At 35.0% G+C, this 23,861-nt stretch carries 28 protein-coding genes; 4 read left to right on the top strand and 24 right to left on the bottom strand.

Annotated elements, in window-relative coordinates:
* Nucleotide 1 precedes the first annotated feature (1 nt).
* From ahrC to spoIIIAA, 19 genes are all read right to left on the bottom strand, one after another.
* On the bottom strand, nt 2-451 hold the full coding sequence (gene ahrC / locus G4D61_RS08955) for a transcriptional regulator AhrC/ArgR (protein WP_025726756.1): 450 nt from the start codon (nt 449-451) through the stop codon (nt 2-4).
* Nucleotides 452-599: 148 nt separating this feature from the next.
* Complete coding sequence (locus G4D61_RS08950) at nt 600-1,430, bottom strand: TlyA family RNA methyltransferase (protein WP_035353829.1); 831 nt, start codon at nt 1,428-1,430, stop codon at nt 600-602.
* A gap of 7 nt (nt 1,431-1,437) precedes the next feature.
* Complete coding sequence (gene dxs, locus G4D61_RS08945; protein ID WP_035353827.1) at nt 1,438-3,333, bottom strand: 1-deoxy-D-xylulose-5-phosphate synthase; 1,896 nt, start codon at nt 3,331-3,333, stop codon at nt 1,438-1,440.
* 240 nt (nt 3,334-3,573) lie between these two features.
* Entirely contained in the window at nt 3,574-4,443 is an 870-nt protein-coding gene (locus G4D61_RS08940) for a polyprenyl synthetase family protein (RefSeq protein ID WP_025726753.1), read from the bottom strand.
* 2 nt (nt 4,444-4,445) lie between these two features.
* Entirely contained in the window at nt 4,446-4,673 is a 228-nt protein-coding gene (locus tag G4D61_RS08935; RefSeq protein WP_025726752.1) for an exodeoxyribonuclease VII small subunit, read from the bottom strand.
* A complete protein-coding gene (gene xseA / locus G4D61_RS08930; protein WP_035353824.1) occupies nt 4,666-6,021 on the bottom strand; it encodes an exodeoxyribonuclease VII large subunit in 1,356 nt (451 codons plus the stop codon). Before xseA ends, G4D61_RS08935 begins: the two co-directional genes overlap by 8 nt.
* A 133-nt stretch (nt 6,022-6,154) precedes the next feature.
* The gene (folD, locus tag G4D61_RS08925) at nt 6,155-7,003 is read right to left on the bottom strand and encodes a bifunctional methylenetetrahydrofolate dehydrogenase/methenyltetrahydrofolate cyclohydrolase FolD (protein WP_163173754.1); all 849 of its coding nucleotides are present in this window, start codon (nt 7,001-7,003) and stop codon (nt 6,155-6,157) included.
* 25 nt (nt 7,004-7,028) lie between these two features.
* Entirely contained in the window at nt 7,029-7,418 is a 390-nt protein-coding gene (gene nusB / locus G4D61_RS08920; RefSeq protein ID WP_035353857.1) for a transcription antitermination factor NusB, read from the bottom strand.
* A 213-nt stretch (nt 7,419-7,631) separates the two neighbouring features.
* Complete coding sequence (locus tag G4D61_RS08915) at nt 7,632-8,030, bottom strand: Asp23/Gls24 family envelope stress response protein (protein WP_163173752.1); 399 nt, start codon at nt 8,028-8,030, stop codon at nt 7,632-7,634.
* A 25-nt stretch (nt 8,031-8,055) separates the two neighbouring features.
* Nucleotides 8,056-9,405, bottom strand: coding sequence for an acetyl-CoA carboxylase biotin carboxylase subunit (gene accC, locus G4D61_RS08910; protein WP_025726748.1), 1,350 nt, complete (start codon nt 9,403-9,405; stop codon nt 8,056-8,058).
* A gap of 13 nt (nt 9,406-9,418) precedes the next feature.
* Nucleotides 9,419-9,907 (bottom strand): acetyl-CoA carboxylase biotin carboxyl carrier protein, encoded by a 489-nt coding sequence (gene accB, locus G4D61_RS08905; RefSeq protein WP_025726747.1) that lies wholly within the window; start codon nt 9,905-9,907, stop codon nt 9,419-9,421.
* Nucleotides 9,908-10,209: 302 nt separating this feature from the next.
* On the bottom strand, nt 10,210-10,749 hold the full coding sequence (locus G4D61_RS08900) for a SpoIIIAH-like family protein (protein WP_025726746.1): 540 nt from the start codon (nt 10,747-10,749) through the stop codon (nt 10,210-10,212).
* Nucleotides 10,750-10,764: 15 nt separating this feature from the next.
* Entirely contained in the window at nt 10,765-11,421 is a 657-nt protein-coding gene (gene spoIIIAG / locus G4D61_RS08895) for a stage III sporulation protein AG (protein WP_025726745.1), read from the bottom strand.
* The gene (gene spoIIIAF / locus G4D61_RS08890) at nt 11,418-12,059 is read right to left on the bottom strand and encodes a stage III sporulation protein AF (RefSeq protein ID WP_025726744.1); all 642 of its coding nucleotides are present in this window, start codon (nt 12,057-12,059) and stop codon (nt 11,418-11,420) included. Before spoIIIAF ends, spoIIIAG begins: the two co-directional genes overlap by 4 nt.
* Nucleotides 12,060-12,108: 49 nt before the next feature.
* Nucleotides 12,109-13,290, bottom strand: a complete 1,182-nt coding sequence (spoIIIAE, locus tag G4D61_RS08885) for a stage III sporulation protein AE (RefSeq protein WP_052137819.1) — start codon at nt 13,288-13,290, stop codon at nt 12,109-12,111.
* Nucleotides 13,291-13,320: 30 nt separating this feature from the next.
* Nucleotides 13,321-13,704: a stage III sporulation protein AD gene (gene spoIIIAD, locus G4D61_RS08880; protein ID WP_035348110.1), complete on the bottom strand. Its 384-nt coding sequence runs from the start codon at nt 13,702-13,704 to the stop codon at nt 13,321-13,323.
* Nucleotides 13,705-13,758: 54 nt separating this feature from the next.
* The gene (spoIIIAC, locus tag G4D61_RS08875; RefSeq protein ID WP_025726741.1) at nt 13,759-13,962 is read right to left on the bottom strand and encodes a stage III sporulation protein AC; all 204 of its coding nucleotides are present in this window, start codon (nt 13,960-13,962) and stop codon (nt 13,759-13,761) included.
* Between the two features lie 46 nt (nt 13,963-14,008).
* Nucleotides 14,009-14,524, bottom strand: coding sequence for a stage III sporulation protein SpoIIIAB (gene spoIIIAB, locus G4D61_RS08870; RefSeq protein WP_025726740.1), 516 nt, complete (start codon nt 14,522-14,524; stop codon nt 14,009-14,011).
* Nucleotides 14,517-15,446 carry a stage III sporulation protein AA gene (gene spoIIIAA, locus G4D61_RS08865; RefSeq protein WP_025726739.1) on the bottom strand — a complete coding sequence of 310 codons (930 nt, stop codon included), beginning with the start codon at nt 15,444-15,446 and terminating at the stop codon, nt 14,517-14,519. The genes spoIIIAB and spoIIIAA overlap by 8 nt, the downstream gene beginning before the upstream one ends.
* 315 nt (nt 15,447-15,761) lie before the next feature.
* Here spoIIIAA and G4D61_RS08860 point away from each other — a divergent pair, with 315 nt between their 5' ends.
* Entirely contained in the window at nt 15,762-16,403 is a 642-nt protein-coding gene (locus tag G4D61_RS08860; protein WP_025726738.1) for a L,D-transpeptidase, read from the top strand.
* Nucleotides 16,404-16,533: 130 nt separating this feature from the next.
* Here G4D61_RS08860 and G4D61_RS08855 read toward each other — a convergent pair whose 3' ends face one another.
* Entirely contained in the window at nt 16,534-17,496 is a 963-nt protein-coding gene (locus G4D61_RS08855; RefSeq protein WP_035353816.1) for a CobW family GTP-binding protein, read from the bottom strand.
* A 172-nt stretch (nt 17,497-17,668) separates the two neighbouring features.
* Here G4D61_RS08855 and G4D61_RS08850 point away from each other — a divergent pair, with 172 nt between their 5' ends.
* A complete protein-coding gene (locus G4D61_RS08850; RefSeq protein ID WP_081979037.1) occupies nt 17,669-18,664 on the top strand; it encodes a permease in 996 nt (331 codons plus the stop codon).
* 15 nt (nt 18,665-18,679) lie between these two features.
* Nucleotides 18,680-19,645: a TIGR03943 family putative permease subunit gene (locus G4D61_RS08845; RefSeq protein ID WP_052137815.1), complete on the top strand. Its 966-nt coding sequence runs from the start codon at nt 18,680-18,682 to the stop codon at nt 19,643-19,645.
* 264 nt (nt 19,646-19,909) lie between these two features.
* On the opposite strand, the gene efp is transcribed toward G4D61_RS08845, so the two are convergent.
* The 4 genes from efp to G4D61_RS08825 all read right to left on the bottom strand — a co-directional run bounded on the left by efp (nt 19,910) and on the right by G4D61_RS08825 (nt 22,693).
* Entirely contained in the window at nt 19,910-20,467 is a 558-nt protein-coding gene (gene efp / locus G4D61_RS08840) for an elongation factor P (protein ID WP_025726734.1), read from the bottom strand.
* Between the two features lie 54 nt (nt 20,468-20,521).
* Nucleotides 20,522-21,583: a M24 family metallopeptidase gene (locus G4D61_RS08835; RefSeq protein WP_025726733.1), complete on the bottom strand. Its 1,062-nt coding sequence runs from the start codon at nt 21,581-21,583 to the stop codon at nt 20,522-20,524.
* On the bottom strand, nt 21,583-22,032 hold the full coding sequence (gene aroQ / locus G4D61_RS08830) for a type II 3-dehydroquinate dehydratase (protein ID WP_025726732.1): 450 nt from the start codon (nt 22,030-22,032) through the stop codon (nt 21,583-21,585). Before aroQ ends, G4D61_RS08835 begins: the two co-directional genes overlap by 1 nt.
* 154 nt (nt 22,033-22,186) lie before the next feature.
* A complete protein-coding gene (locus G4D61_RS08825; protein WP_025726731.1) occupies nt 22,187-22,693 on the bottom strand; it encodes a YqhR family membrane protein in 507 nt (168 codons plus the stop codon).
* Nucleotides 22,694-22,859: 166 nt separating this feature from the next.
* On the opposite strand from G4D61_RS08825, the gene G4D61_RS08820 reads away from it, so the two are divergent.
* A complete protein-coding gene (locus G4D61_RS08820) occupies nt 22,860-23,795 on the top strand; it encodes a DUF1385 domain-containing protein (protein ID WP_035348107.1) in 936 nt (311 codons plus the stop codon).
* The last annotated feature ends 66 nt before the right edge of the window (nt 23,796-23,861 follow it).

The following is a 23,861-nucleotide window of genomic DNA, read 5'->3' as shown; positions in this document are numbered from 1 at the left end:
ATTACAACATATCTAAAAAATCTTGGGCAATTTTCTCTGTTTGATCTGCATTTTTGCAAATGATCAAGCATGTATCGTCGCCGCATAATGTTCCAATAATTTCTTCCCAATCTAATATATCAATTAATGCACCAATCGCATGAGCATTCCCTGGTAAAGTTTTCATCACTATTAAATGCCCAGCAGTATCAATGCTGACAAACGCGTCAATTAATGCTCTTTTTAATTTATGTGTAGGGTTAAAACGTTGATCAGCTGGTAAACTGTATTTATATCTGCCATTACTTAACGGTACTTTGACGAGATGAAGTTCTTTAATATCTCGGGAAACAGTTGCTTGCGTAACATTAAAGCCTGCATTCCGCAGTTGTTCTACAAGCTCGTCTTGTGTTTCAATATCAAAATTCGTAATCATTTCGCGGATTTTGATTAATCGTTGGCCTTTATTCAATATTCTCACCTCGATAAAGTAGCTAATTATGAATAATATTATGAAAAAATCGTAAAATGATTTAGTATTTATACAACTACTTGTATATTAGCCTATTTTAAAAAAATTGTACACGAATGATAAATGAAAAACCTTAAAAAAGAGCAAATCAATGATCTGCTCTTTTTTGCAATGTGGAATGAGCGTCATTCACAACATCTTCCACTGTTGCTGTATTTAGTTTATTTTCTCCTTGTTCTGCACCGGTCCATTTTAGATGGATTAAAAATTCAATATTTCCTTCTCCGCCAGTAATTGGTGAATAAGAAAGGTTTTCAACGATATAATTTTCCTCTACTGCTAGTTGAATAATTTTTTCAATTACTTGTTTATGAACTTTCTTATCCCTTACAATTCCTTTTTTCCCTACTTGCTCTCTACCAGCTTCAAACTGCGGTTTAATTAATGCGATGACATCACTGTTAGGAAGAAGCAACTTGTTCAATACGGGTAAAATTAAAGATAAAGAAATAAATGAAACATCAATGGAAGCAAAACTAGGCAACCCTTTTATAAGATCACTTGCTGTTACATATCTAAAGTTTGTACGTTCCATTACAACGACACGGTCATCATTGCGCAGTTTCCAAGCCAATTGATTATAGCCCACATCAAGAGCGTAAGACATTTTTGCCCCATGTTGCAGGGCACAGTCTGTAAATCCGCCTGTAGAAGCGCCAATATCTAATAAAATTTTATCTTTTATGTCAACAGCAAATACCTTTAATGCTTTTTCAAGTTTTAAGCCACCTCTGCTAACATATGGCAATGGATTTCCTTTCACAACAAGCGGTGTATCGATGCTAATTTTCTCTCCGGGTTTATCCAAGCGTGTTTCATTTGCATAAACAAGCCCTGCCATAATGGCCCTTTTTGCTTTTTCTCTTGTTTCCATTAGTCCTCGCTCAACGAGGAGTACATCTATTCGTTCCTTTTTCATATAGCGACTAAGCCCTTTTTTGTTGTTTATTTGGTAAGATATTTTGAATTTTGTGTACAATACTTTCTGCCGTTAACCCAATTTCTTGAAGTAAATCTTTGACACTGCCATGCTCAATAAATTGATCTGGTATACCAATTCGATCGATGACCAGCTGATAGAAGGCATGGTCGTGAGCAAATTCAATTACTGCACTGCCAAATCCGCCTTGTAGAATAGCTTCCTCAACAGTTAATATTGGCATGCCTGTATTTAAAATAGATAATAACATTGCTTCATCCATTGGTTTAATAAAACGTGCATTGACAACTTTAACCGAAATCCCTAATTTTTGTAAGTTATTTGCAGCTTCCAATGACATCTGAATCGTTGTGCCGAAAGTTAAAATACATGCATCTGATCCTTCCCTTAATACTTCCCAGGAACCGATCGGGATCTTTTTTAACTCATCATCAAGCGGCACACCTAAGCCATTGCCACGCGGAAATCTCATCGCAATTGGCCCATCATTATATTGAATGGCAGTATTTACCATATGCTGGCCCTCATTTTCATCTTTAGGCATCATCAAAACCATATTGGGAATATGACGTAAAAATGCAATATCAAACACACCTTGATGTGTTTCACCATCTGCACCTACCAAACCGGCCCGATCAATTCCAAAAAATACATTTAAATCTTGCCTACAAACATCATGGACAACTTGATCGTATGCACGTTGCAAAAAGGTTGAATAAATTGCTAAAAATGGCTTCATTTGTTGCGTTGCCAGCCCCGCTGCAAAAGTCGTTGCATGCTGCTCTGCAATCCCGACATCATATACACGGTTTGGAAGCTCTTCTTGAAATTTTTCAAGTTTGGATCCAACTGTCATTGCAGGTGTAATTGCCACAATACGCGGGTCTTTTTTTGCTAATTTTAGTACAGTATCACTTACGAGTTTACTCCATGCCGGCGGAGTATCCACCGGTTTTATAAAATCACCAGTCTCAATTTTATACTGGCCTGTTCCGTGCCACGCACCTTTTTTATCTTTTTCTGCTGGCTCGTAACCTTTTCCCTTTTTCGTAATAACATGCAATAAGACCGGACCTTTTGTCTTTTTCGCATATTGAATATTTTCAAGCAAAGAATCAAAATTGTGGCCGTCTACAGGTCCCAAATATTTAAAACCTAACTCTTCAAAAAAGATGCCAGAAACAAATAAATATTTTAATGTATCCTTTAATTTTTCCGCTGTACCAGCAAGCTTGCCACCAACAGCAGGAATTTTTTTAAGAAACATTTCAAGTTCATCTTTTGCACGCTGATACTTACTATCAGTTCTAAGCTTACCAAGCATGTTATGGATAGCACCAACATTTGGTGCTATTGACATCTCATTGTCATTTAAAACAACAATCATATCACTTTTCTCATGTCCTATATGATTCAATGCCTCTAATGCCATTCCACCTGTAAGGGCACCATCGCCAATAACAGGAACAATGTAGGAAGATTCACCTTTTAAATCCCGGGCAACTGCCATGCCCATTGCAGCTGACAGTGAAGTGGAACTATGACCTGTTTCCCAAACATCGTGCATGCTCTCATTGCGTTTTGGAAATCCAGAAAGTCCTTTATATTGTCTTAAAGTATCAAATTGGTCTGCTCTTCCTGTTAATATCTTATGAACATATGATTGATGGCCGACATCCCAAAGAAGTTTGTCTTTCGGGCTATTAAAGCATTTATGCAATGCAAGCGTCAATTCAACAACACCTAAATTAGGTCCAATATGTCCACCTGTTTTTGATAACGTCTCAATCAAAAATCGACGTATCTCTTTACTCAACTTTTTCAACTCAGGAATGTCCATTTCCTTTAAAAACGACGGGTCCTTAATTGATGTAAGATCCAATACGGATCACTCACTTTCATGTCTTAGTATTCGTTCTTCTACAATTTGATTGTATTCTTATTATAAACGATTCTACTTTTTCTACAAGATTTTCCTATTTTCGACCAGTTTATTATCATGAAAAGAACCGTTAACACTAATGTGAAACGGTATTATATCAAATATTTAAGCGTTGTCAAATGATCATGGTCATTAAAAGATGGTAACTGTATTATAACATATCTCAATTGCTTTTCTACCTTAATGATCACGTTGAGCAATTAATTGCGTAATTTCATTTAAAAATGTGATATCTAATTTTGTTTGTTTTAGAAAATACTGGGCTGCTTCAATATGGACTTTTAATTTTTCTTTTGCGCCTTCAAGTGTAAGTAGAGATGGATATGTACTTTTATGATTCGATTGATCACTTCCAACTGGCTTTCCTATTTTTTCTTGATCTCCTTCGATATCTAAAATATCATCTTGAATTTGAAAAGCGAGTCCAAGATGCTGTGAAAATTGATGGAATAAAGCTTGCTGTTCTTCCGTTGCTCCACCTATAATCGCGCCCGCTAATACACTATATGACAATAACTTGCCCGTTTTATTTTCATGAATATATTGCAATTCTTCAAGTGTTAATGACTTATTTTCGCCTTCCATATCCGCTACTTGTCCGCCTACCATTCCTTCTGGACCTGCCGATTGTGCCAATAACTCAAGTAATGCTACTTTTTGTTCAAGTGTTAATAATGGATCCTTTGCCAAACATTGGAAGCTATAGGTGAGAAGACCATCACCTGCAAGAATCGCAATCGCTTCACCAAATACTTTATGATTTGTTGGCTTTCCTCTACGAAGATCATCATTATCCATCGCTGGTAAATCATCGTGAATGAGCGAATAAGTATGAATCATTTCAAGAGAACACGCAGCTTGTATTCCCTTTTCAATTTCCTCGCCAAGCGCATGGATCGTCGATAGTAAAAGAAGAGGACGAATTCTTTTACCACCAGCTTGTAATGAATAATTCATTGCCTCCTTCAGGATAAATGGTGCATTTAATGCTGATATTTCTTGAACTAATTGACTTTCAACTTTTTTTATATAAGGCCGCAAATCATCCAAGCCTATTCCTCCTCTTCAATAACAAAATCAACTTCTTGTTCGTCTTCCGTCATTACTTTTGTCAGCTGTTCTTCAACATTTTTTAGTTTGTCATGCAATAATTGTGATAATTCCATCCCTTTTTTATAAATTGAAATTGCCTCTTCTAACGGCACATCGCCTTCTTCTAGTTGATGCACAATCGCTTCTAATTGTTCCATTGCTTCTTCAAAACTTAACGTCTTAGACATGTCCATTTCCCCTTTCAATTTGCTTTATATTACACCATAGTAATCCGTCAGATAATTGAATTTGGATATCGTCATCCTTTTGAACTTGTTTCGTAGATTTGATCAATGTTTGATCTTTTGTATAGGCAAGACTATATCCTCTTTCCATTACTTTCAAAGGACTTAAAGCTTCGAGGGCTGATAAATTTTTGGCGAACTGATGCTGTTTGTCTTTTAAAATGGATTTCATTTGTTTTGTTAGCTCTTGGTTTAACTTAGCATAACGTTGCTGTTCAAGCTGTAACCTTTGTGTTGGGCGATTGTTTATTAAACGGCGGTTTAATTCTTGATATGTACGCATAGAAAGTAAAGAGTGGTGCTTTATTTCACGTTGCAACCGTGTTAATAACCTGTCGACAGTCTCAATTTGTTGTTGAAACAGTCGATGCGGATTTCTAAATATAGGAGAACGTACAATATATTCCAGCCGATTTTTTTCTCTATGAACTTTCTCACGCACACTGCGTATTAATCTCGTTTTACGATTCAAAATCCGTTCAATTAATTCTTCAATATGAGGAACTGCCATCTCAGCAGCTGCTGTTGGAGTTGGTGCGCGTAAGTCCGCAACAAAATCAGCAATTGTAAAGTCTGTTTCATGACCAACAGCGGATATTACAGGAATGGTAGATTGAAAAATCGCTCGCGCTACTGACTCTTCATTAAATGCCCATAATTCTTCAATCGATCCTCCACCCCTGCCGACAATCAAAACATCGACTTCTTCATTCTGATTCACCCGTTCAATTGCGCGTACAATGGTGGGGGCTGCATTTCCTCCTTGGACAAGCGCAGGATAAAGAATGATTTTTGCAATCGGAAATCTTCTTCTAATCGTCGTAATAATATCACGGACAGCAGCACCTGTTGGCGAGGTAATTACACCAACGGCATGGGGATAGGGCGGTATTTTTTGTTTATGTTCAGGAGCAAACAGCCCTTCTTTTTCTAATTGGGCTCTTAATTGTTCATACGCTAAATATAATTCACCAATTCCATCTGGTTGCATTTCCTTCACGTACAATTGGTAATTTCCGCTTGCTTCATATACAGAAATAGATCCTCGTATTAAGACATTCATCCCATTTTCCGGTTCGAATTTCAATATTTTATTGGCAGATGAAAACATGACAGCTAAGATCCGTGCTTTATCATCTTTTAAAGTAAAATACATATGTCCGCTTGAGTGACGTTTGAAATTAGAAATTTCTCCTTTTACAAAAATATTAAGCATATATGGATCAGCATCAAATTTACGTTTTATGTATTTTGTTAAAGCCTGTACACTTAAATATGGTTGACTGTTCATCTTGAAAACACCTCCTGTTTCAAGAAGAAAAGCTGCTCCCTTTACAAAGGAAGGCAGCTTTTTCCTTTCTATTTTATCAAAATAGAAGCTTATTAGCGATGATAACGTCTTTATATAAAAATTATGCTACTTTTTAAATCTCTTTGGCGGCAGATTTTAATGTGTTATACATTAACATCGTAATTGTCATTGGACCGACACCCCCTGGTACAGGCGTAATAAAAGATGACTTGTCCTGTACTGACTCAAAATCTACATCCCCGCATAATTTTCCATTTTCATCACGACTCATTCCAACGTCAATGACAACTGCCCCTTCTTTCACATACTCTTCCGTTACAAATTTGGCTTTTCCGATCGCACAAATTAAAATATCTGCTTGCCTTGTATAGCTTGCCAAATCAGTCGTTTTCGAATGACAGTAAGTAACCGTCGCATTTTCGTTTAAAAATAATTGTCCAACAGGTTTCCCTACAATATTGCTGCGGCCAATGACAACAACATGTTTGCCCGTGACATCAATATTAGTAGACTGAATCATCTTTAATATACCAAATGGGGTACAAGGAAGAAAGGCGTCCTGTCCCGTCATCATTCTGCCGATATTAATGGGATGGAAACCATCAACATCTTTTTCAGGAGAAATAGTCTCAATGACTTTTTTCTCAGAAATATGTTTTGGCAATGGGAGCTGTACTAAAATACCGTGTATTGAAGCGTCATTATTTAATTCAACAATTTTAGTTAATAAAGTTTGTTCGTCAATTGTTGCCGGTAATTCAATTAATACAGATTTCATTCCCAGTTGTTTACATGCTTTTTCTTTATTCGCAACATATGTACGTGAAGCTTGATTATCCCCAACTAAAATCACAGCTAATCCTGGTGTTACCCCTTTTGTTTGCAGGTGCTCTACTTCCTTTTTAATATCTTGACGAATAGTATTTGCTAGTTGTTTCCCATCAATAATTTTTGCAGACATTTCTTTATCCCCCAGTTCATATTCTTTATTGAATCATTTGTTTAATATGATTCAATACACCATTTATAAATTTACTAGAACGTTCATCAGCAAAGCGTTTTGAAACTTCAAGTGCTTCATTAATTGCAACATTTGCCGGAACATCTTCAACATACTTTAATTCATATACTGCTAGCCGCAAAATATTTAAATCCACTTTTGCTAGACGATCAATTGACCATTTGTCAAGGTGATCACTAATTAATGCATCAATCTCTTTTATATGTGCGTAAGTTCCTTCTACAAGGTCACTTAAGTAAGGATCATGCTCTTGATGATGTAATACATTTTCTATTGCTTCTTCTGGAGTTGATTGATTCATATCTATTTGGAATAAAGCTTGTAATGCTTTTTCACGGGCGGTTCTTCTTTTCATCATATTAAGTTAAAACTCCTTTAAATAATTCATACTTTTTATTTGCATAAATCATTTTACCAAAAAGATTGTAGCAAAAAAAGAAGCCCCGCAATAATTGCAGTAAAAGAATCAATAGAGAGAGTATTGCTTTAATTCAAACAAATCATTTTCTATGACAAAAAAAGAGCCAAGACACTCCGTCTTTGACTCTTTTTTTGTTTACTCTTCTGTTTAGAAATCGGTTTCACTCTTTTGGGTTTCGAATTGAATCCCTACAATATGAATATTAACTTCAGACGCTTCAAGAGCTGTCATCGTCAATAGTGCTTGTCTAATATTATCTTGTATTTTTTGCGCAACAGTTGGAATTGAAACGCCAAAACTCATTGTACAAAAAACATCAACAATAATTCCATCATCAGTTAGATCAACCTTAACACCTTTACCGTGATTTTTCTTTCCAAGTCGCTCGGCTACTCCGCTCGCGAAATTACCGCGCATTTGTGCAACGCCTTCCACCTCAGTGGCAGCAATTCCTGCAATGACTTCAATCACTTCTGGTGCAATTTCTACTTTACCTAAATCATCATTCTCATGGTGCATCGCTAACATTTGATTTGTTTCTGTCATACTTAACACACCTCCTAGTAACAAGTTATTCCATTACGTTATATTTTTCAAGGAATTTCGTGTTAAAATCTCCTTCGACAAATACATTATGTTCAAGCAGTCTTAAGTGGAAAGGAATGGTTGTTTCAACTCCATCGATTGCAAATTCACTTAAAGCACGTTTCATTCTAGCTATTGCTTCATCACGTGTTGCCCCATAAGCAATCACTTTTGCAATCATTGAGTCATAAAATGGCGGAATTTTATAGCCAGGATATACAGCTGAATCAACACGAACACCAATACCACCTGGTGGCAAATAAAAATTAATTTTACCTGGTGATGGCATAAAGTTTTTCGCAGGGTTTTCAGCATTAATCCGGCATTCAATTGCCCAACCATTGAATTGTACTTCATCCTGTGTAATAGATAATGGCTCACCAGATGCTACGAGAATTTGTTCTTTCACCAAGTCAACACCAGTCACCATTTCTGTAACCGGGTGTTCTACTTGAATACGTGTGTTCATTTCCATGAAATAAAATTTTTGTTCATGATGATCAAAAATAAACTCGATCGTTCCTGCACCTGTATAGTTCACCGCTTTGGCTGCTTTTACAGCTGCTTGCCCCATTTCTTCACGAATTTCACTTGATAATGCTGGTGAAGGTGATTCTTCAAGCAGTTTTTGTAAACGTCTTTGAATTGAACAATCGCGTTCACCTAAGTGAATGACATTTCCATGTTCATCTGCCATTACTTGAATTTCAACGTGGCGGAAATCTTCGATATATTTTTCTATATATACACCAGGATTTCCAAATGCTGTTGCTGCTTCTTGCTGTGTAATGCTAATTCCTTTTAACAATTCTTCTTCATTTTTAGCAACACGGATACCTTTACCACCGCCACCTGCCGTTGCTTTAATAATGACAGGATATCCTATTGAATTTGCGACTTCAATCGCTTCCTCTGTGCTTTCCACAATTCCATTTGATCCTGGGACAATTGGAACTCCCGCTACTTTCATTGTTTCTCTTGCTACATCTTTTGTCCCCATTTTCGAAATCGCTTCTGGGCTAGGGCCAATAAATTTAATATTACATTCGCGACATAATTCAGCGAAATCCGCGTTTTCAGCTAAAAAGCCATATCCTGGATGAATTCCATCACACCCCGTTAATGTAGCAATGCTAACGATATTCATCATGTTTAAATAGCTATCTTTTGCCACAGTTGGTCCAATACAATAAGCTTCATCAGCCAATTGTACATGAAGAGCATCTTTATCTGCCTCTGAATAGACAGCTACTGCTTCAATTCCTAAATCGCGGCAAGCACGAATAATACGTACCGCAATTTCTCCTCGATTGGCAACCAATACTTTTTTTATCATTAATGTCCGCTCCTTACTTTGTCTTCACCAAGAATAATGGTTGTCCATATTCTACTAGTTGGCCATTATTTACTAAAATCTCAACAATTTCTCCTTCTACTTCTGCTTCAATTTCATTAAATAGTTTCATTGCTTCAATCATACAAACAATTGAATCTGAGCTTACTTTTGATCCGACTCTTACATAAGCTTCTTTATCAGGTGATGGCGCTTGATAGAAAGTTCCTACCATTGGAGAAACAATTTTATGTAAATTCTCATCTGCAGCTTTTTCCGCCTCAGAAGCTTGCGGAGCTGCTTGTGCAGGTTGTTGTGTTTGAGCGACTTGCGGTGCTTGAACGGCAGCAACGAACGGTGCTTCGGCTGCAGCTCGTTCAACAATTTGAACGCCTGTATTCTTTTTCAACTTAATGGATACACCTTCGTTTTCATATTCAAATTCATTGATACTTGATTGATCAACGAGTTCGATTAACTCCCTAATATCTTGAACTTTTAACATATTAGACACTCCTTAAATAAATAAAATTCGTTTTAAAGTTTTTCACATTTTAATGAATAACTATCAATATCATACGATAAGAACTAGAAAGAATTCAATATTTGAATGAGAAACAGTTATTTTTATCCAGTATTTTTTTAAATTAGGTTGTTTTTATAACCTTTAATACTTGTTCATCAAAAAAAGAACAGTTGTTTCTTCGCTCCAGGATGCTCTATTTCATATTTTTATAAACTTTTAAGGGAAAAGGTTGAAATATAAAAAAAGGAGGCATTCCCTCCGAAAAGTTTATGCCTTCTTGATTATTTAAATTCAACAGCTAGTTTTGGAGAGTTGCCTAACTCTTCATTGACAAGCTTAAGTATTTGGTTTGCTGCAGCTTTGTCATGCTTACTTGATTTTACAGTAACAATTACTTGGTTACCATCAGCTTGTACAAGTGCATCATCATAACCTTTTGATTTAATTAATGTCTCTAATACTTGTTCTTTGTTTGCTCTTTCTGTTAATTTTTGCATTTCGTCATATGCTTTGCTTTTTTCATCTGGTGTCAAATCATTTGATGCCAGTTTGTTTGTAAGTTCTTCTTGCTGTTTGCTCATTTCATCTTGTCTTTCTAGACGAAGTGCTTCAAATACTTCATTACTTGCTGTTTTTGTTGTAATTTTTACGTTATTTTTAGAAGAGGATGCTTGCTCTTTCGACTCTGTTTTTGTCTTGCTTGCCTCATTTTTCGCCACTTGATTAGTAGAACTTGGGTCAGATGTTACATAATAGACAGATAGAACAACTACTAAACTTAACATCGTTAATAACCAAACTGTTTGCTTTTTTAATAACATTTTAAATTCCCCCTATTACTTTTTCGACATGACGGAAACTCTATAGCTTGGAACGTCTAGTGCATTTGAAACTGCTTCTTTTACTGCTCTTTGTATGGCAATGTCATTGCCCCCCTGACAAACAACAAGAACACCTGTAATTTTTGGTTTTTTCGTTTCTGTAACAAGCGGAACTTGTTTTTCTCCATCTTGCACAGTAACCACTTTATCGTCTTTTGAAATATTATCGATTTTTCTTTCTCCACCATTTTTATCGGTTTCCGTCGTAATTTGGTTTTGAACGGTTGAATTTTTCTCATATACCTTGCTTTCTGTTGAAGCAACATTTACAAGAACCTTAACTGAACCGACTCCAGACATTTGTTCTAAAATTTGTTTCAGCTCTTCTTGATACTGTTCTTGATAGGAGTTAATCGATTTTTTCTTACTAGAACTATTTTTATTGAGAGATATCGTTTCTTGACTTTTACTACTTTGGTCCGACATAGCTGCTGCAGTTAAATTATTTTTGCTTTGATGATGAGAAAACAAATTATTAAGCACCATAACGCTTATTCCACAAATAAAAAGAAGTAATATAATAGGATATTTTTTATTCTTTTTGTTTGATGATGAAGGTTTTATTGACAACCATTCTTTTAATTGATCCAACGGCCCATGCTTATTGTTCATTGCGAAGATTCTGTCCCCCCTTCGATATGAAGCTCAATCTTTTGCTTCGATACATTCCAATGATTAGACAGTGTTGAAATAATAGATTTCGTATCTACGGAGTTATTGTTTTTTGCATGTTCTGTTGCTGAAATGTTAACAGGTTCAATAGAAGCGATGGCCCCAGTTGCATTGTCTTGTTTTACATAAACGATAATTTTTTTCAGGTCGTTGGCATCGATTGATTCAGCGCCATTCTCCCCAAGCGTATTATCATTTTTTAATGTTAGTTGAATATCGGTAATCTGTTTACCAAACTTCTTTTCTACCTCCCCCTCTGCATCCTTTTTCATTTGGACAGCCATTTGTTTTAATGTATATTCCTGTTGATTTGAAATTATTTCTTTTTTCTTTATTTCTATTGAATTTTCCAATGAAGTTTGATTGACATCTCCATGATTTACAACATTCGTCATGACCGTGTTAAAATTTTTGGAAAACAGCTGAAAAATCGGGGTAACGATGATCGTCACTAGCAACAATCCAATTACAAGCTTTGTATATTTACGCATACTGGAATCTGGTAGTAACATATCAACAACCATTGCTAGTAAAATAAAAATAATGATATTCAGTACCCATTTTGTAATGTATTCCATATGCAAAAACGCCTCCTTTTGCGCTGTGCAAAAATGACAGATTTTCCTTTCACCTCATCATCATCGTAATATTTCCAGCTGTGATAATAATCGTGATCGTTAAGAAAAACATAATCGTAACAATTGCTAAAGCGGCAAAAACGTATAACATATTTTTGCTAATTGTATCCAGACAAGCAATTACGGGGCCGCTCCCCAATGGCTGCATAATAGCTGCTGCTAATTTAAACATAAAAGACATAACAAAAATCTTTATCGCTGGGAAAACAGCTATTAATAGAATCATTGCCACGCCAGCAATGCCTACAGTGTTTTTCAGCAACACAGATGCACTTATGACTGTATCTGTTGCATCCGTTAGCATTCTTCCGATAACAGGAATAAAATTGCCAGTGACAAATTTAGCTGTCCGAATGGCAAGTCCATCTGTAATTGCTGTAGCCGTACCTTGTACAGATAAAACTCCTAAAAAAATTGCCATAAAAATTCCTAAACCGCCGATACTAATATTCCTTAACAATTTTGCTAATTGGGTAGCTTTATACTGTTCAGATAACGTACTGACAATACTTAGTAATGTTGATAATAGTAATAATGGTAAGACGATATATTGTATAAACATTACGCTCGTGTTAGATAAAAATACGACAACCGGATGGAAAAATGTCGCAGAAGTCACACTGCCTGTCGTTGATAAAAGTGCTAGAATGAGCGGCATTAATGCAATCATAAATCCATTCATCGTCTCTATTGCATGTTTGGCATAATCCAATGCAACATGGAAGCTGTTCAAAGCAATAATGACAAGTACCATAAAAATAACTGCATATGCAATCTTACTAATCATCCCTTGCTGGAAAGAATGATGAAGTGTTTCAAGCAGGACGCTTAATACCGTTAAAATGATAAGGGACCCGAGTAATTTCCCGTTAATTAATAATTCTTGAAAAATAAACGTTAATAAACTTTTAAACCATGCTTGTAATGAGAAATGTTTCTCGCCTTTAATAAAATCAATAAGACTACCTTTTTGGCTTTCGGGTAAAAATCCGCCGTATTCTGAATTAATTTCATTCCAGTATTTCTTTAAATCAGACAAATCTAACTGATTCAATTGCTGATTTACCAATTTTTCCGGGATAGCTTCCTGCGAACTTGATTCATCGGTGGCTCCATAAGCGATAGCTTGTTTTGAAAAAAAAACGATGAGTATGACGATAAGAATCTGCATCCATTGCCGCAACGATTTTCACTCCTTGCTTTATCCGGTTGGAACCAGATTAATAATGGTTTCAATTAAAACCGTAATAATTGGTATCGCCATTGTTAAAATAAGAATTTTCCCTGCTAATTCCACTTTTGCCGCCAGTGCTCCTTGACCTGCATCTTTTGTAATGTTGGAGGCAAAATCGGCAATATAAGCAATACCAATAATTTTTAATATAGTCTGTATATACATCGTATCTACATTTGCTTTTTGTGCGATATTTTCAAGTAATTGGACAATTTCATAAATCTTATCCACTAAAAAAAGAAAAATACTGCAGCCAACAAATAATGTTAATAGAAAAGCAAAATTAGGTTTTTGTTCTTTCAAAATTAAAACAAGAAATGTCGCAATCAATGCAATTCCTACAATTTGCAAAATTTCAATGGTTAATCCCCCCTTCTCGTACCACTTAAAGGGTATTCATTTGACTTATTGAAATAAGAAAACAGATTTAATTTTAGAAAATAAATCTCCCACAATTGAAGCAACCATAAATAAAATATAGATAAACCCTAATAGTGTAACCCACTGTGCATATTCTTTTTTTCCGACTTGATCTAAGATCGTGTGCAAAAATGCGACAACGATTCCAACACCAGCAATTTTAAAAATGATATCGACGTCAATTCCCATCCATTTTTCCTCCTACTTAAGCGATACAATGTGAACATTAACGCTTTTACATCAACAAAATGACGATCAATAATCCAGATAAAACCCCTAAACTTTTTGCCATTTTTTCATAACGATTTTGCTTTTCGTGGGCCTCTTTTTCTTCTCTTTCTAAATGGGTCAATGTTAAAATAATCTGTTTTTGTTCTGTATAACGATCATGTTTCCCTAAGTTCTCACCTAATTGCAATAAAATTTCATACTCACTTTGTTTTAACGCGGTTTCTTTCCAAATATGCTGTAAACTGTTTTGCCAAGCATCCTTTACTGTTGTTTCAATGGAGGTTAATTGATTGGAAAACTCCTCAAAAAAGGTTGATAACGGTTTCGGCATTTGTAATGATAATTTTCTTGATGCTTCATGAAGCGGCGTGTGCCCGTACATAATTTCTGCTTCTAAAGATTGCAAAGCACTTTTAAAAAGCCTTAATTGTTTTGGTCGTTCACTCAAACGTTTTGATATTTCAAACCCAATAAGAGTTGTCGCCATTACAATTAACACGGCGCCAATCATTTTAAACATGTAAACCACCTTCATTGTTTTTCAAGATCAACCCTCTACTATCTCGTATTTTTGCAACGATTCCTGGCTTCTCCTTCCGTATTAATTCAATAAACAGCTGAAAAGTTTGTTGATCTAATATGTTTTTTAAAATTGGACGTTTCTTAATATCTTCTATTGAATCTCCATGTGTCGTCATAATTAATGAAATCCCTGCATTGACCGCTTCTAAAATCGCTTGAGCATCTTCCTCGCGGCCAATTTCATCTACAATAAGAACATCTGGGCTCATTGAACGAATAAGCATCATCATCCCTTCAGCTTTCGGACAGGCATCCAATACATCTACACGAGGTCCAAAATGCAGTTGGGGGATACCATGCACACAACCAGCAATTTCTGAACGTTCATCTACAATGCCTACTTTATATGGAGGTATATTTCTTTCTGGTACTCCCGTCGAGATGATTCGCGCAATATCCCGTAAAAAGGTTGTCTTCCCTGTTTGCGGTGCACCGATGATCATGGTCGAAAGCCAGCGTTTTTTATACAGAACAGAAGTAAACTGCTGAGCGATGCCAATTTTTTCTCGTGCAATCCGGATATTAAATGAGGAAAAATGACGAATGGCTTTTACTTGTCCATTTTCCAGAATCACTTTACCGGCAATACCTACGCGATGCCCTCCTTCAATTGTGATATATCCTTTTTTTAATTCTTCTTCTAATGTATAAAATGAAAAATGAGCTAAACGATTCATGAGATGCTCTGCATCATGTTCAGTCGGGATATAACGTAAAAAAACTGGATTTCCTCCTGCCATCACTTCAAGTGGCCGATCTACCCGAATTCGGATTTCTTCTATCTCACTTTTTATCTGTTCTGGGAGCTCTGTTATTTTTTCAGCCATTGTTCTCGGTAAACATTCAAGTACGTCTTCCATATTGAATCCCCCTGATGTAAGCGAATCTTTATAAGCTTCGTTTACATTGATACTACAATTTATTCATTTTAAAAGAGATTATGACTGAATTCGTAGAAATAGATAGCATAAATTGCTAGAGACTGGGCAAAACATATATTTCCCATCGATAGCAACATTGATCATTGTCAAAATCAGTTAAATTCCTTCTAATATATTAAGATCTGGTAAAAGTGTTTGACGATATTGATAGACTTCTATATAATTTGAATCGTAATTGTTTCGATTTGTTATTAACCTTGTTTCGATATCGAAATGGATAGGAGTGTACACCTAATGAAATACTTATATACTTCCATTGTTGCACTACTGGCAGTTGCAATAGTGGTTGGTGCGGCAACTTACATTCATAAACATAATTCAAATGTTGCTGCCTCTGCAGCAGAACAGACAAAGCAAAAGAAAACAGCTCATCATACTGCTTCATCACAAACAAAAAGTGATACAACAAAAAAGAAATCTACCAAAAAAACAATTGATTGGAACGCCCCATCAGGCGGTCCCTATCCAACATTATCTGCAAATGAGAAACTATGGATTGATGTTTCGATCAATGATCAAAAAGTGTATATAAAGCATAATAATAAAACAATTTATACAATGATCACTTCAAGTGGATTAGATACAAATCCTGATAACTCCACTCCAGAGGGAACATTCCATGTTCAAGCTGAACGCGGCACATGGTTTTATTCTCCAAAATATAAAGAAGGCGCGGAGTATTGGGTATCATGGAAAAATCATGGTGAGTTCTTATTCCATAGTGTCCCTATGACGGAAGATAAAAAGGTAATTCCGGCTGATGCTAAAAAATTAGGGCAAAAAGATTCTCACGGATGCTTCCATTTAACAATTCCTGATGCAAAGTGGATTTATGATCATATTCCAACAGGAACAAAGGTAGTAGTTCATAAATAATAAATAACCAAAAAAAGAACTCAAATCATCTTATGTGATTTGAGTTCTTTTTCTATTGAGCAATTAATCACTGGAGTCTAATTCAAGGAGTTTTATTTAAAAATAAGTTTTTCGAAAGTATAGCCAATTGTCAACGTGAATAAACATTTTCCTGAAAGCTATTTTGAATCAACTGTTTATTCATATCTTGTCCGATTAAAATCACACACGGTGTTACATGATAAAACTGATCGATCTCTTTAAAGACAACATTTCGAGAAGAAAATTGAAATTGAAGCAATCGTTTTTCCTTTGTCTGAATAATTCCTTTCCCTCTATATATATAATCTGGCAGTGAAATAAGCCATTTTTCTAGCACTTCCTTCTCAACATATGACCATAATTCTAATTTTATCGTTTGGAAACTATGAAGATGCTGTCCGTTTGCATGGTGATGATGGTTTCCTTGAACTTCTTTCGTTTGTCTTTCTTCTATATATCTATTTTTCAATAAAATCTCACCGTTCGCTCTTCCGTATGTCGTTTCTACAATTTGATCATTACTATTTAATTGGGCACGTATATGATTGATTACTTTCTCCTTTTTCCGTCCGTTTAGTAAATCTATTTTATTTAACAGTACCAATGTACTTATCTCTAACTGATCCTTCAGCAACTCCCTTATTTCCTTGGAACTTGAAAAAACGCTTTTATATTCTAAATACTTACTTGCATCTATGACATTTATAATAGAATTTATTTCAAAATAATGTGAAAGTCCTCTATTATGAAAAGCTGCCACAATATCTTTCGGATTGGATACTCCTGTACCTTCAATGAAAAGGATATCTATTTGAGTTTCTTCCCTTAAATAAAATTGACATGCTTTCACCAAATCATCTTTAATCGAACAGCAAATGCAACCATCTAAAAGTTCTATCATGTTTTCTTCTTGGAAAAGATATCTTTCTACATTTACACTGCCAGCTTCATTTAAGAGCAGTCCTGGCTTTAATCCAGATTTTCGAGCGTGCTCTAGCATATTTAGTAATACTGTTGTTTTTCCGCTTCCTAAAAACCCTGTAAGAATATAAACGGGAATTTTTTGTTTCACAAAATACCTCTCCTTTTCTCTATTAATTTGCTTGATATTTAACATTATTCACAAAGCGTAATGATTATGTTTTTCAAAAAAGAAAAATAGCAACCTAAATCGTAATAATTACGGAAAGTTCAACATATGTTTGTTTATAGTAAATTTAAAAGATTTTAATAGGAGGAACACTATGTATGGATTTTTAATGAGGTTCTCAAAATCTCTAATCGTAAATGTTCTTTTTTTAATATTGATCTATCTATTTCTTTTTTCTGAACATATAAAGATTGCAAAAGATATCGCTAATCTACTTCCTTCACAAATATTTAATCTGAATACGATTTTTTTAGGCATTATAATAGAAGCAATTCCGTTCATTTTATTAGGTGTTATTGCCTCATCTATCATTCAAATCTTTGTTTCTGAAAAAGTTATTCAAAAGGTGATGCCTAAACATGCATTACTCGCAATGATACCAGCAACACTTCTTGGTATTATATTTCCGATTTGTGAATGTGCGATTATTCCCGTTGTCCGCAGACTAATAAAAAAAGGATTACCACAACATATTAGTATCGTTTTTATGCTATCTGTTCCTGCCTTAAATCCAGTTGTTTACTTGTCTACTTACTATGCCTTTCAAAACAATCATATTTTTTTATTTGGCAGAATGATCCTCTCATTTCTAGCAGCGATCACGATTGGAATGATTACTTATGTCTTATTTAGAGATAAAACAATATTAAAACACTCTACACTTGATGAGAGACATATGAACCATGGTAAAAGTTGGACAGCCTTTTTCAAACATGTCAGTGATGAATTTTTTGATACAGGTAAATATTTAGTGTTTGGCGCGCTCCTTGCAAGTCTTTTTCATACTTTTTTGAATCGCAATGTACTTGATTCAATCGGAAGTCACCAATTGATAGCACCTGCTGTCATGATGGGATTCTCCTATGTGTTGTCGGTATGTTCTGAGGCTGATGCTTTTGTCGCTTCATCTTTTATTCACTCTTTTAATACAGAATCGATTCTTGCCTTTCTCGTAATCGGTCCAATGTTAGATCTTAAAAATACAATAATGCTATTTGCATACTTTCGCTTTAAATTTGTGTCTGTTTTTATCATCTCTGCTGTTGCAGCTGTTTATGGACTTTCGCAAATACTTCATTTCTTTATATAGGAAGGAGGAATTAATATGAGTAAAATTGAGACCATTGAGAGACATGAATTTATGAGCAACAACTTCCAAATGGATAAAAACACGAAGCTAAAGCTCTTGCGGATCAGGCTTCACACTTATTTAAAAGGGGTTCTTTTAATTGGATTTGCCCTTTTACTTTATAAACTATGTTTAACAAACAGACTTGATTTATTTATCTCTCCTAGGCTATTTCGTTATACAACTGTTGTCTTATTTGCACTCATGATATTAGGAATCATTCAAATCTTTTTAGGAACATCAAGTAAAGAAGAAGTATTTTGCGATTGCTGTGAAGAGCATAAACCGCCAAAAACTACTTTCCGCTCTTGTATCTTTTATTCCCTTTTTATTATTCCGATTATTACAGGGTTCATGTTTTCTAATCATACACTTGGCAGCTCAGTCGCAAAAAATCGGCAAATTCAATTGACTGATGGAAATGCTAATGTAAAAACAAATAACGATCAAGGAACAAACACTACAAATAATAAACAAGCAACTAGTAGTCAAGGAGCTAGTACGACACCACAAGAATATATGACACAGCAGCAATATGATGCATTACAAAAAAAACTGCTTGCAAGTAACGATATCCGTATTTCCGATGCAACCTATTCTCCTACTGTCGGGATTATTGAAAATCATATAGATCAATTTGTTGGCAAGGAAGTAGAAATTGTTGGCTTTGTTTATCGGGAAAACGGGTTACCACAAAACGAAATGGTAGTATCTAGATTTGTTATTACTTGCTGTATTGCTGATGCATCTGTATATGGGATGATGGCAAGAGGAAATGTTAGTCCGTTAAAAGATGATACGTGGGTTCGGGTGAAAGGAAAAATAGAAAAAACAACTTATCATTCATCTACTATCCCTATATTAAATATTACTTCTCTTAAAAAGATTGCAGCTCCTAAAAACCCTTATGTGTACGATATTGGCATTAAATTAACAAATTAGAGGTTCACTGTCCGCGTTAGAGTCTCGCACCCTCTGCTCCGATCTAAGATAATTTAGAAAAGAGGCCGGGACAAAAGGATATTAACGAAAGAAAACCCGAATATTGCGTACCAGAAATATCCTTGCGGCTGGTGAGCCCCCCGTAAGAGTCTACATCTATTTCCAGAGCTGATGGCAATGTTCGTCTTTAGCTTACCACTTTTAAGCTTGTCACAGCCTCTTTTAAAAAAGACATCACTATGTTAGTGATGTCTTTTTATATCATTATGCGCGTGAGACGTATGAACCATCAGTTGTATTAATGATTAAACGGTCTCCTTCATTAACGAAGAACGGAACTTGAACAATCAAACCTGTTTCAAGAGTAGCAGGTTTTGTAGCATTTGTAGCTGTATCACCTTTTACTCCTGGTTCAGTTTCAGTTACTTCTAATTCAACTGTGTTTGGCAATTCAACTCCAAGTGTTTCACCTTGGAACATCATAATGTGTACTTCCATGTTTTCTTTTAAGAATTTTAATTCATATTCAATAGATGCAGCACTTAATTCAATTTGTTCATAAGTTTCATTATCCATAAATACATGTTGATCACCATTTGCATATAAATATTGCATTCTGCGGTTATCGATCTGTGCTTTCTCTACTTTTTCACCTGCACGGAAAGTTTTTTCTTGAACAGCTCCTGTACGAAGGTTGCGAAGTTTTGAACGTACGAATGCAGCACCTTTTCCTGGCTTAACGTGTTGGAAATCCAATACGCGCCAGATGCCACCGTCCACTTCAATAGTTAATCCAGTACGAAAGTCATTAACTGATATCATATTTTTCCTCCTAAATCTTCATACATCCCAAAATTGGGATTATACCCTAGTATATTATAAGATAATTAATTCTTTTGTGGAATGGGTTAACAATTCATTGGAATCTTCTGTAATCAATGTATCATCTTCTATACGTACTCCACCTACTCCAGGGACATAAATACCCGGTTCAATTGTTACAATCATTCCTGGCTCTAGTGTATATGCCGAACGCATTGAAAGGTTTGGACCTTCATGGATCTCAAGACCAATTCCATGACCTAATGAATGACCGAAAGCTTTACCATACCCTTTTGAAGCAATATACTCTCTACTTATTGCATCCGCTTCGATCCCTGTCATACCAGGTTTAATTTTCTCAACAGCTAAAAGCTGTGAATCAAGAACAATTTGATATATTTCTTTCAACTGTGCTGAAGGTTCACCAACAGCAATCGTTCTTGTAATATCGGAAGCGTATCCTTTATAATAAGCACCGTAGTCTAACGTAACAATATCACCTTTTTCAATCACTTTATCTGTAGCAACCCCGTGTGGAAGTGCTGAACGTATTCCTGAAGCGACAATCGTGTCAAAAGATGAAGAAGTAGCGCCACATTTTCTCATGAAGAATTCTAATTCATTAGAAACCTCTAATTCCGTTACTCCTGGTTTAATAAAGTCCAGAATATGTTTAAAACTTGCATCAGCAATGTCTGCAGCTTCCTTTAATATCTTAATCTCCTCATCAGTCTTAATCAAGCGTAAATTTTCAATCAAGCTTGACACTGGCACAAGTTCGGCTTGCAATAATCCTGTATAAAGCTGATACATTGAAAAACTAACATAATCTTGTTCAAATCCAAGTTTTTTAATACCAAGCTGTTCAACTTGCTTTGCAACCTCTTTTTCAACAGGTCCTTGATGCTGAACGATATCAAACCCAACACATTGCTTACTTGCTTGCTCAACGTAACGAAAATCAGTAATAAATTTTGCTGCATCTTCTGAAATTAATACAATTCCCGTTGTGCCTGTAAAATTAGACATATATCTGCGATTATACTCACTTGTAATTAATATGCCATCTATCCCATGTTTGGAAAATTGTTCTCTTAATTTTTCTAATTTGGACATTAAGCTTCTCTCCCCTTCACATGTTCAACTAAAGCCTTTAATGCAAGCTCATAGCCAAATAACCCAAAACCTACAATTTGCCCCGCTGAAACTGGAGCGGTCACGGACTGGTGACGGAATTCTTCTCGGGCATGAACATTCGAAATATGTACTTCCACAACCGGAACAGTGATTGAACTGATTGCATCTCTGATCGCATAGCTATAATGAGTAAATGCTCCAGGATTAAAAATAATTCCCTCATAATTCTTTTCCTCAGCACTATGTAACCAATCAATCAAATCCCCTTCATGATTGGATTGAAAAAAATCAAGTGAAACATTTATATCCTCCGCGACCTTCTTCATTTGCGCCGTTAAAGTTTCAAGAGAATTTTTCCCATAAACATCTGGCTCTCTTTTACCTAATAAATTTAAATTTGGTCCATTTAGCACTAAATATTTTTTCATTTGAACACCTTTTTTTAAATATATTGACTTTACCATTTTATCATATCATTTGGACCATTTCTATTTTCTTTCATTCATTACCTATAGTACGAGCAATTGTTAAAAACATATGGGTGTTTATTTCGTGATCAATGTATATATTCAAAATAATCAATTATTGTTGTTCTGCCATTCTTTTTTTAAATTTTTCTGTTTGTACTTGTTCAAACGATATGGAATATCCAATAAAAACTCCATATAAAATATATATACAGCAAGACGTAATAATCGTATTTAAGTCTAGTTTCCAAAACGGCTTCATGCTTGGAAAAATTGGATTTAAAATAAAAAAAACAATTGCAAATAAAGCAAGCCCGTATATTGCACCAATCCACATAGATTTAAATTTCTTTAAAACAACATAATATATGACGGCGATTCCAATTGATATAACACCATATGCTATGATAGAAATAATTTTTCCAATCCATATTGTTCTCCACTTTCCTACAGTGAAAGGTTCTAATATAATATTTGGCTCAATAGATGTAAAATTTAAAAAATGAAAGCAATAAGCAATCGCACTCCAAAAAACGCCACCAACAAAACCGGTAATGATAACCATTTGCATAAAGCTCAATGTATGTTCCTGCTGTTTCAGTTTATCACGATCAAATGCCATAAGCTCACCTCATAACCCTTAATTATTTCATATTTAGCTTAACCATAAGTAAATAATCTAGTCGTTTTTCAAATTTTTTAGTAAAATAATTTTTATAATCGTTATTTACAAAAACAATCAAATTTACATGCTAAAACATTCCAATTACGATTAGACGGAGGCTATTATGAAAGTCAAAAAACCAGTGTATGGGGGTCAAGCGGTTGTCGAAGGAGTGATGTTTGGTGGAAAACATCAAACAGTTACTGCGATTCGCCGAAAAGACGAAAGCATTGAATATTTTTATTTACCAAGAAAATCAAAGCCTTCACTGCAAAAGTTAAAACATATTCCTTTTCTACGTGGAATTATTGCAATTATTGAATCAAGTGCAAATGGTGCACAACATTTGAATTTTGCAAGTGAACGTTATGATCTTGATCCAAACGAAGACACTAAAATTGTTGAAAAACCGGCATCAAAAACGTCAATGATTCTAGGCGTTGCTGTTATTGGCGTATTATCATTCATTTTTGCCAAATTTTTTATTACCTTAATTCCTGTATTTTTAGCAGAGCTAACAAAACCAATTTTCCCTGGTAAATATGCGCAAATATTAATTGAAGGATTATTTAAACTGGCATTAGTCTTAATTTATATTTACTCGATATCTTTAACACCTATGATTAAGAGAGTCTTTCAATACCATGGTGCAGAACATAAGGTGATTAATACGTATGAAAACAATTTAGAATTAACAGTAGATAATGTGCAATCTCAATCCCGTCTTCATTACCGCTGCGGCAGTAGTTTTATTTTATTTACAATTATTGTCGGCGTCTTTATTTACACACTCGTTCCAACGGATCCACTTTGGTTACGTGTAGTTGATCGAATTTTATTAATTCCTGTTGTTCTTGGCGTATCATTTGAAGTATTACAAATTACAAATAAAGTCAGACATATCCCTATTTTAAAATACCTTGGTTATCCTGGATTATGGTTACAATTATTAACAACAAAAGAACCGGATGATGACCAAGTTGAAGTTGCAATTGCTTCTTTCAATGAGTTACTTAAACTAGAAGAAATATGTAGCAATGAAAAGCAGTTAATACGTTAGCTTTGTTTATTTATGTGAAATGTTGGGAATTATAAGTATATAAGCTATAATTACTTAATATTGGGT

The organism is Heyndrickxia ginsengihumi (genome assembly GCF_011008565.1).
GTDB lineage: Bacteria > Bacillota > Bacilli > Bacillales > Bacillaceae_C > Weizmannia > Weizmannia ginsengihumi.
The sequence above is the reverse complement of the archived record's forward strand: the minus strand, read 5'-3'. Positions and strand labels throughout refer to the sequence as shown.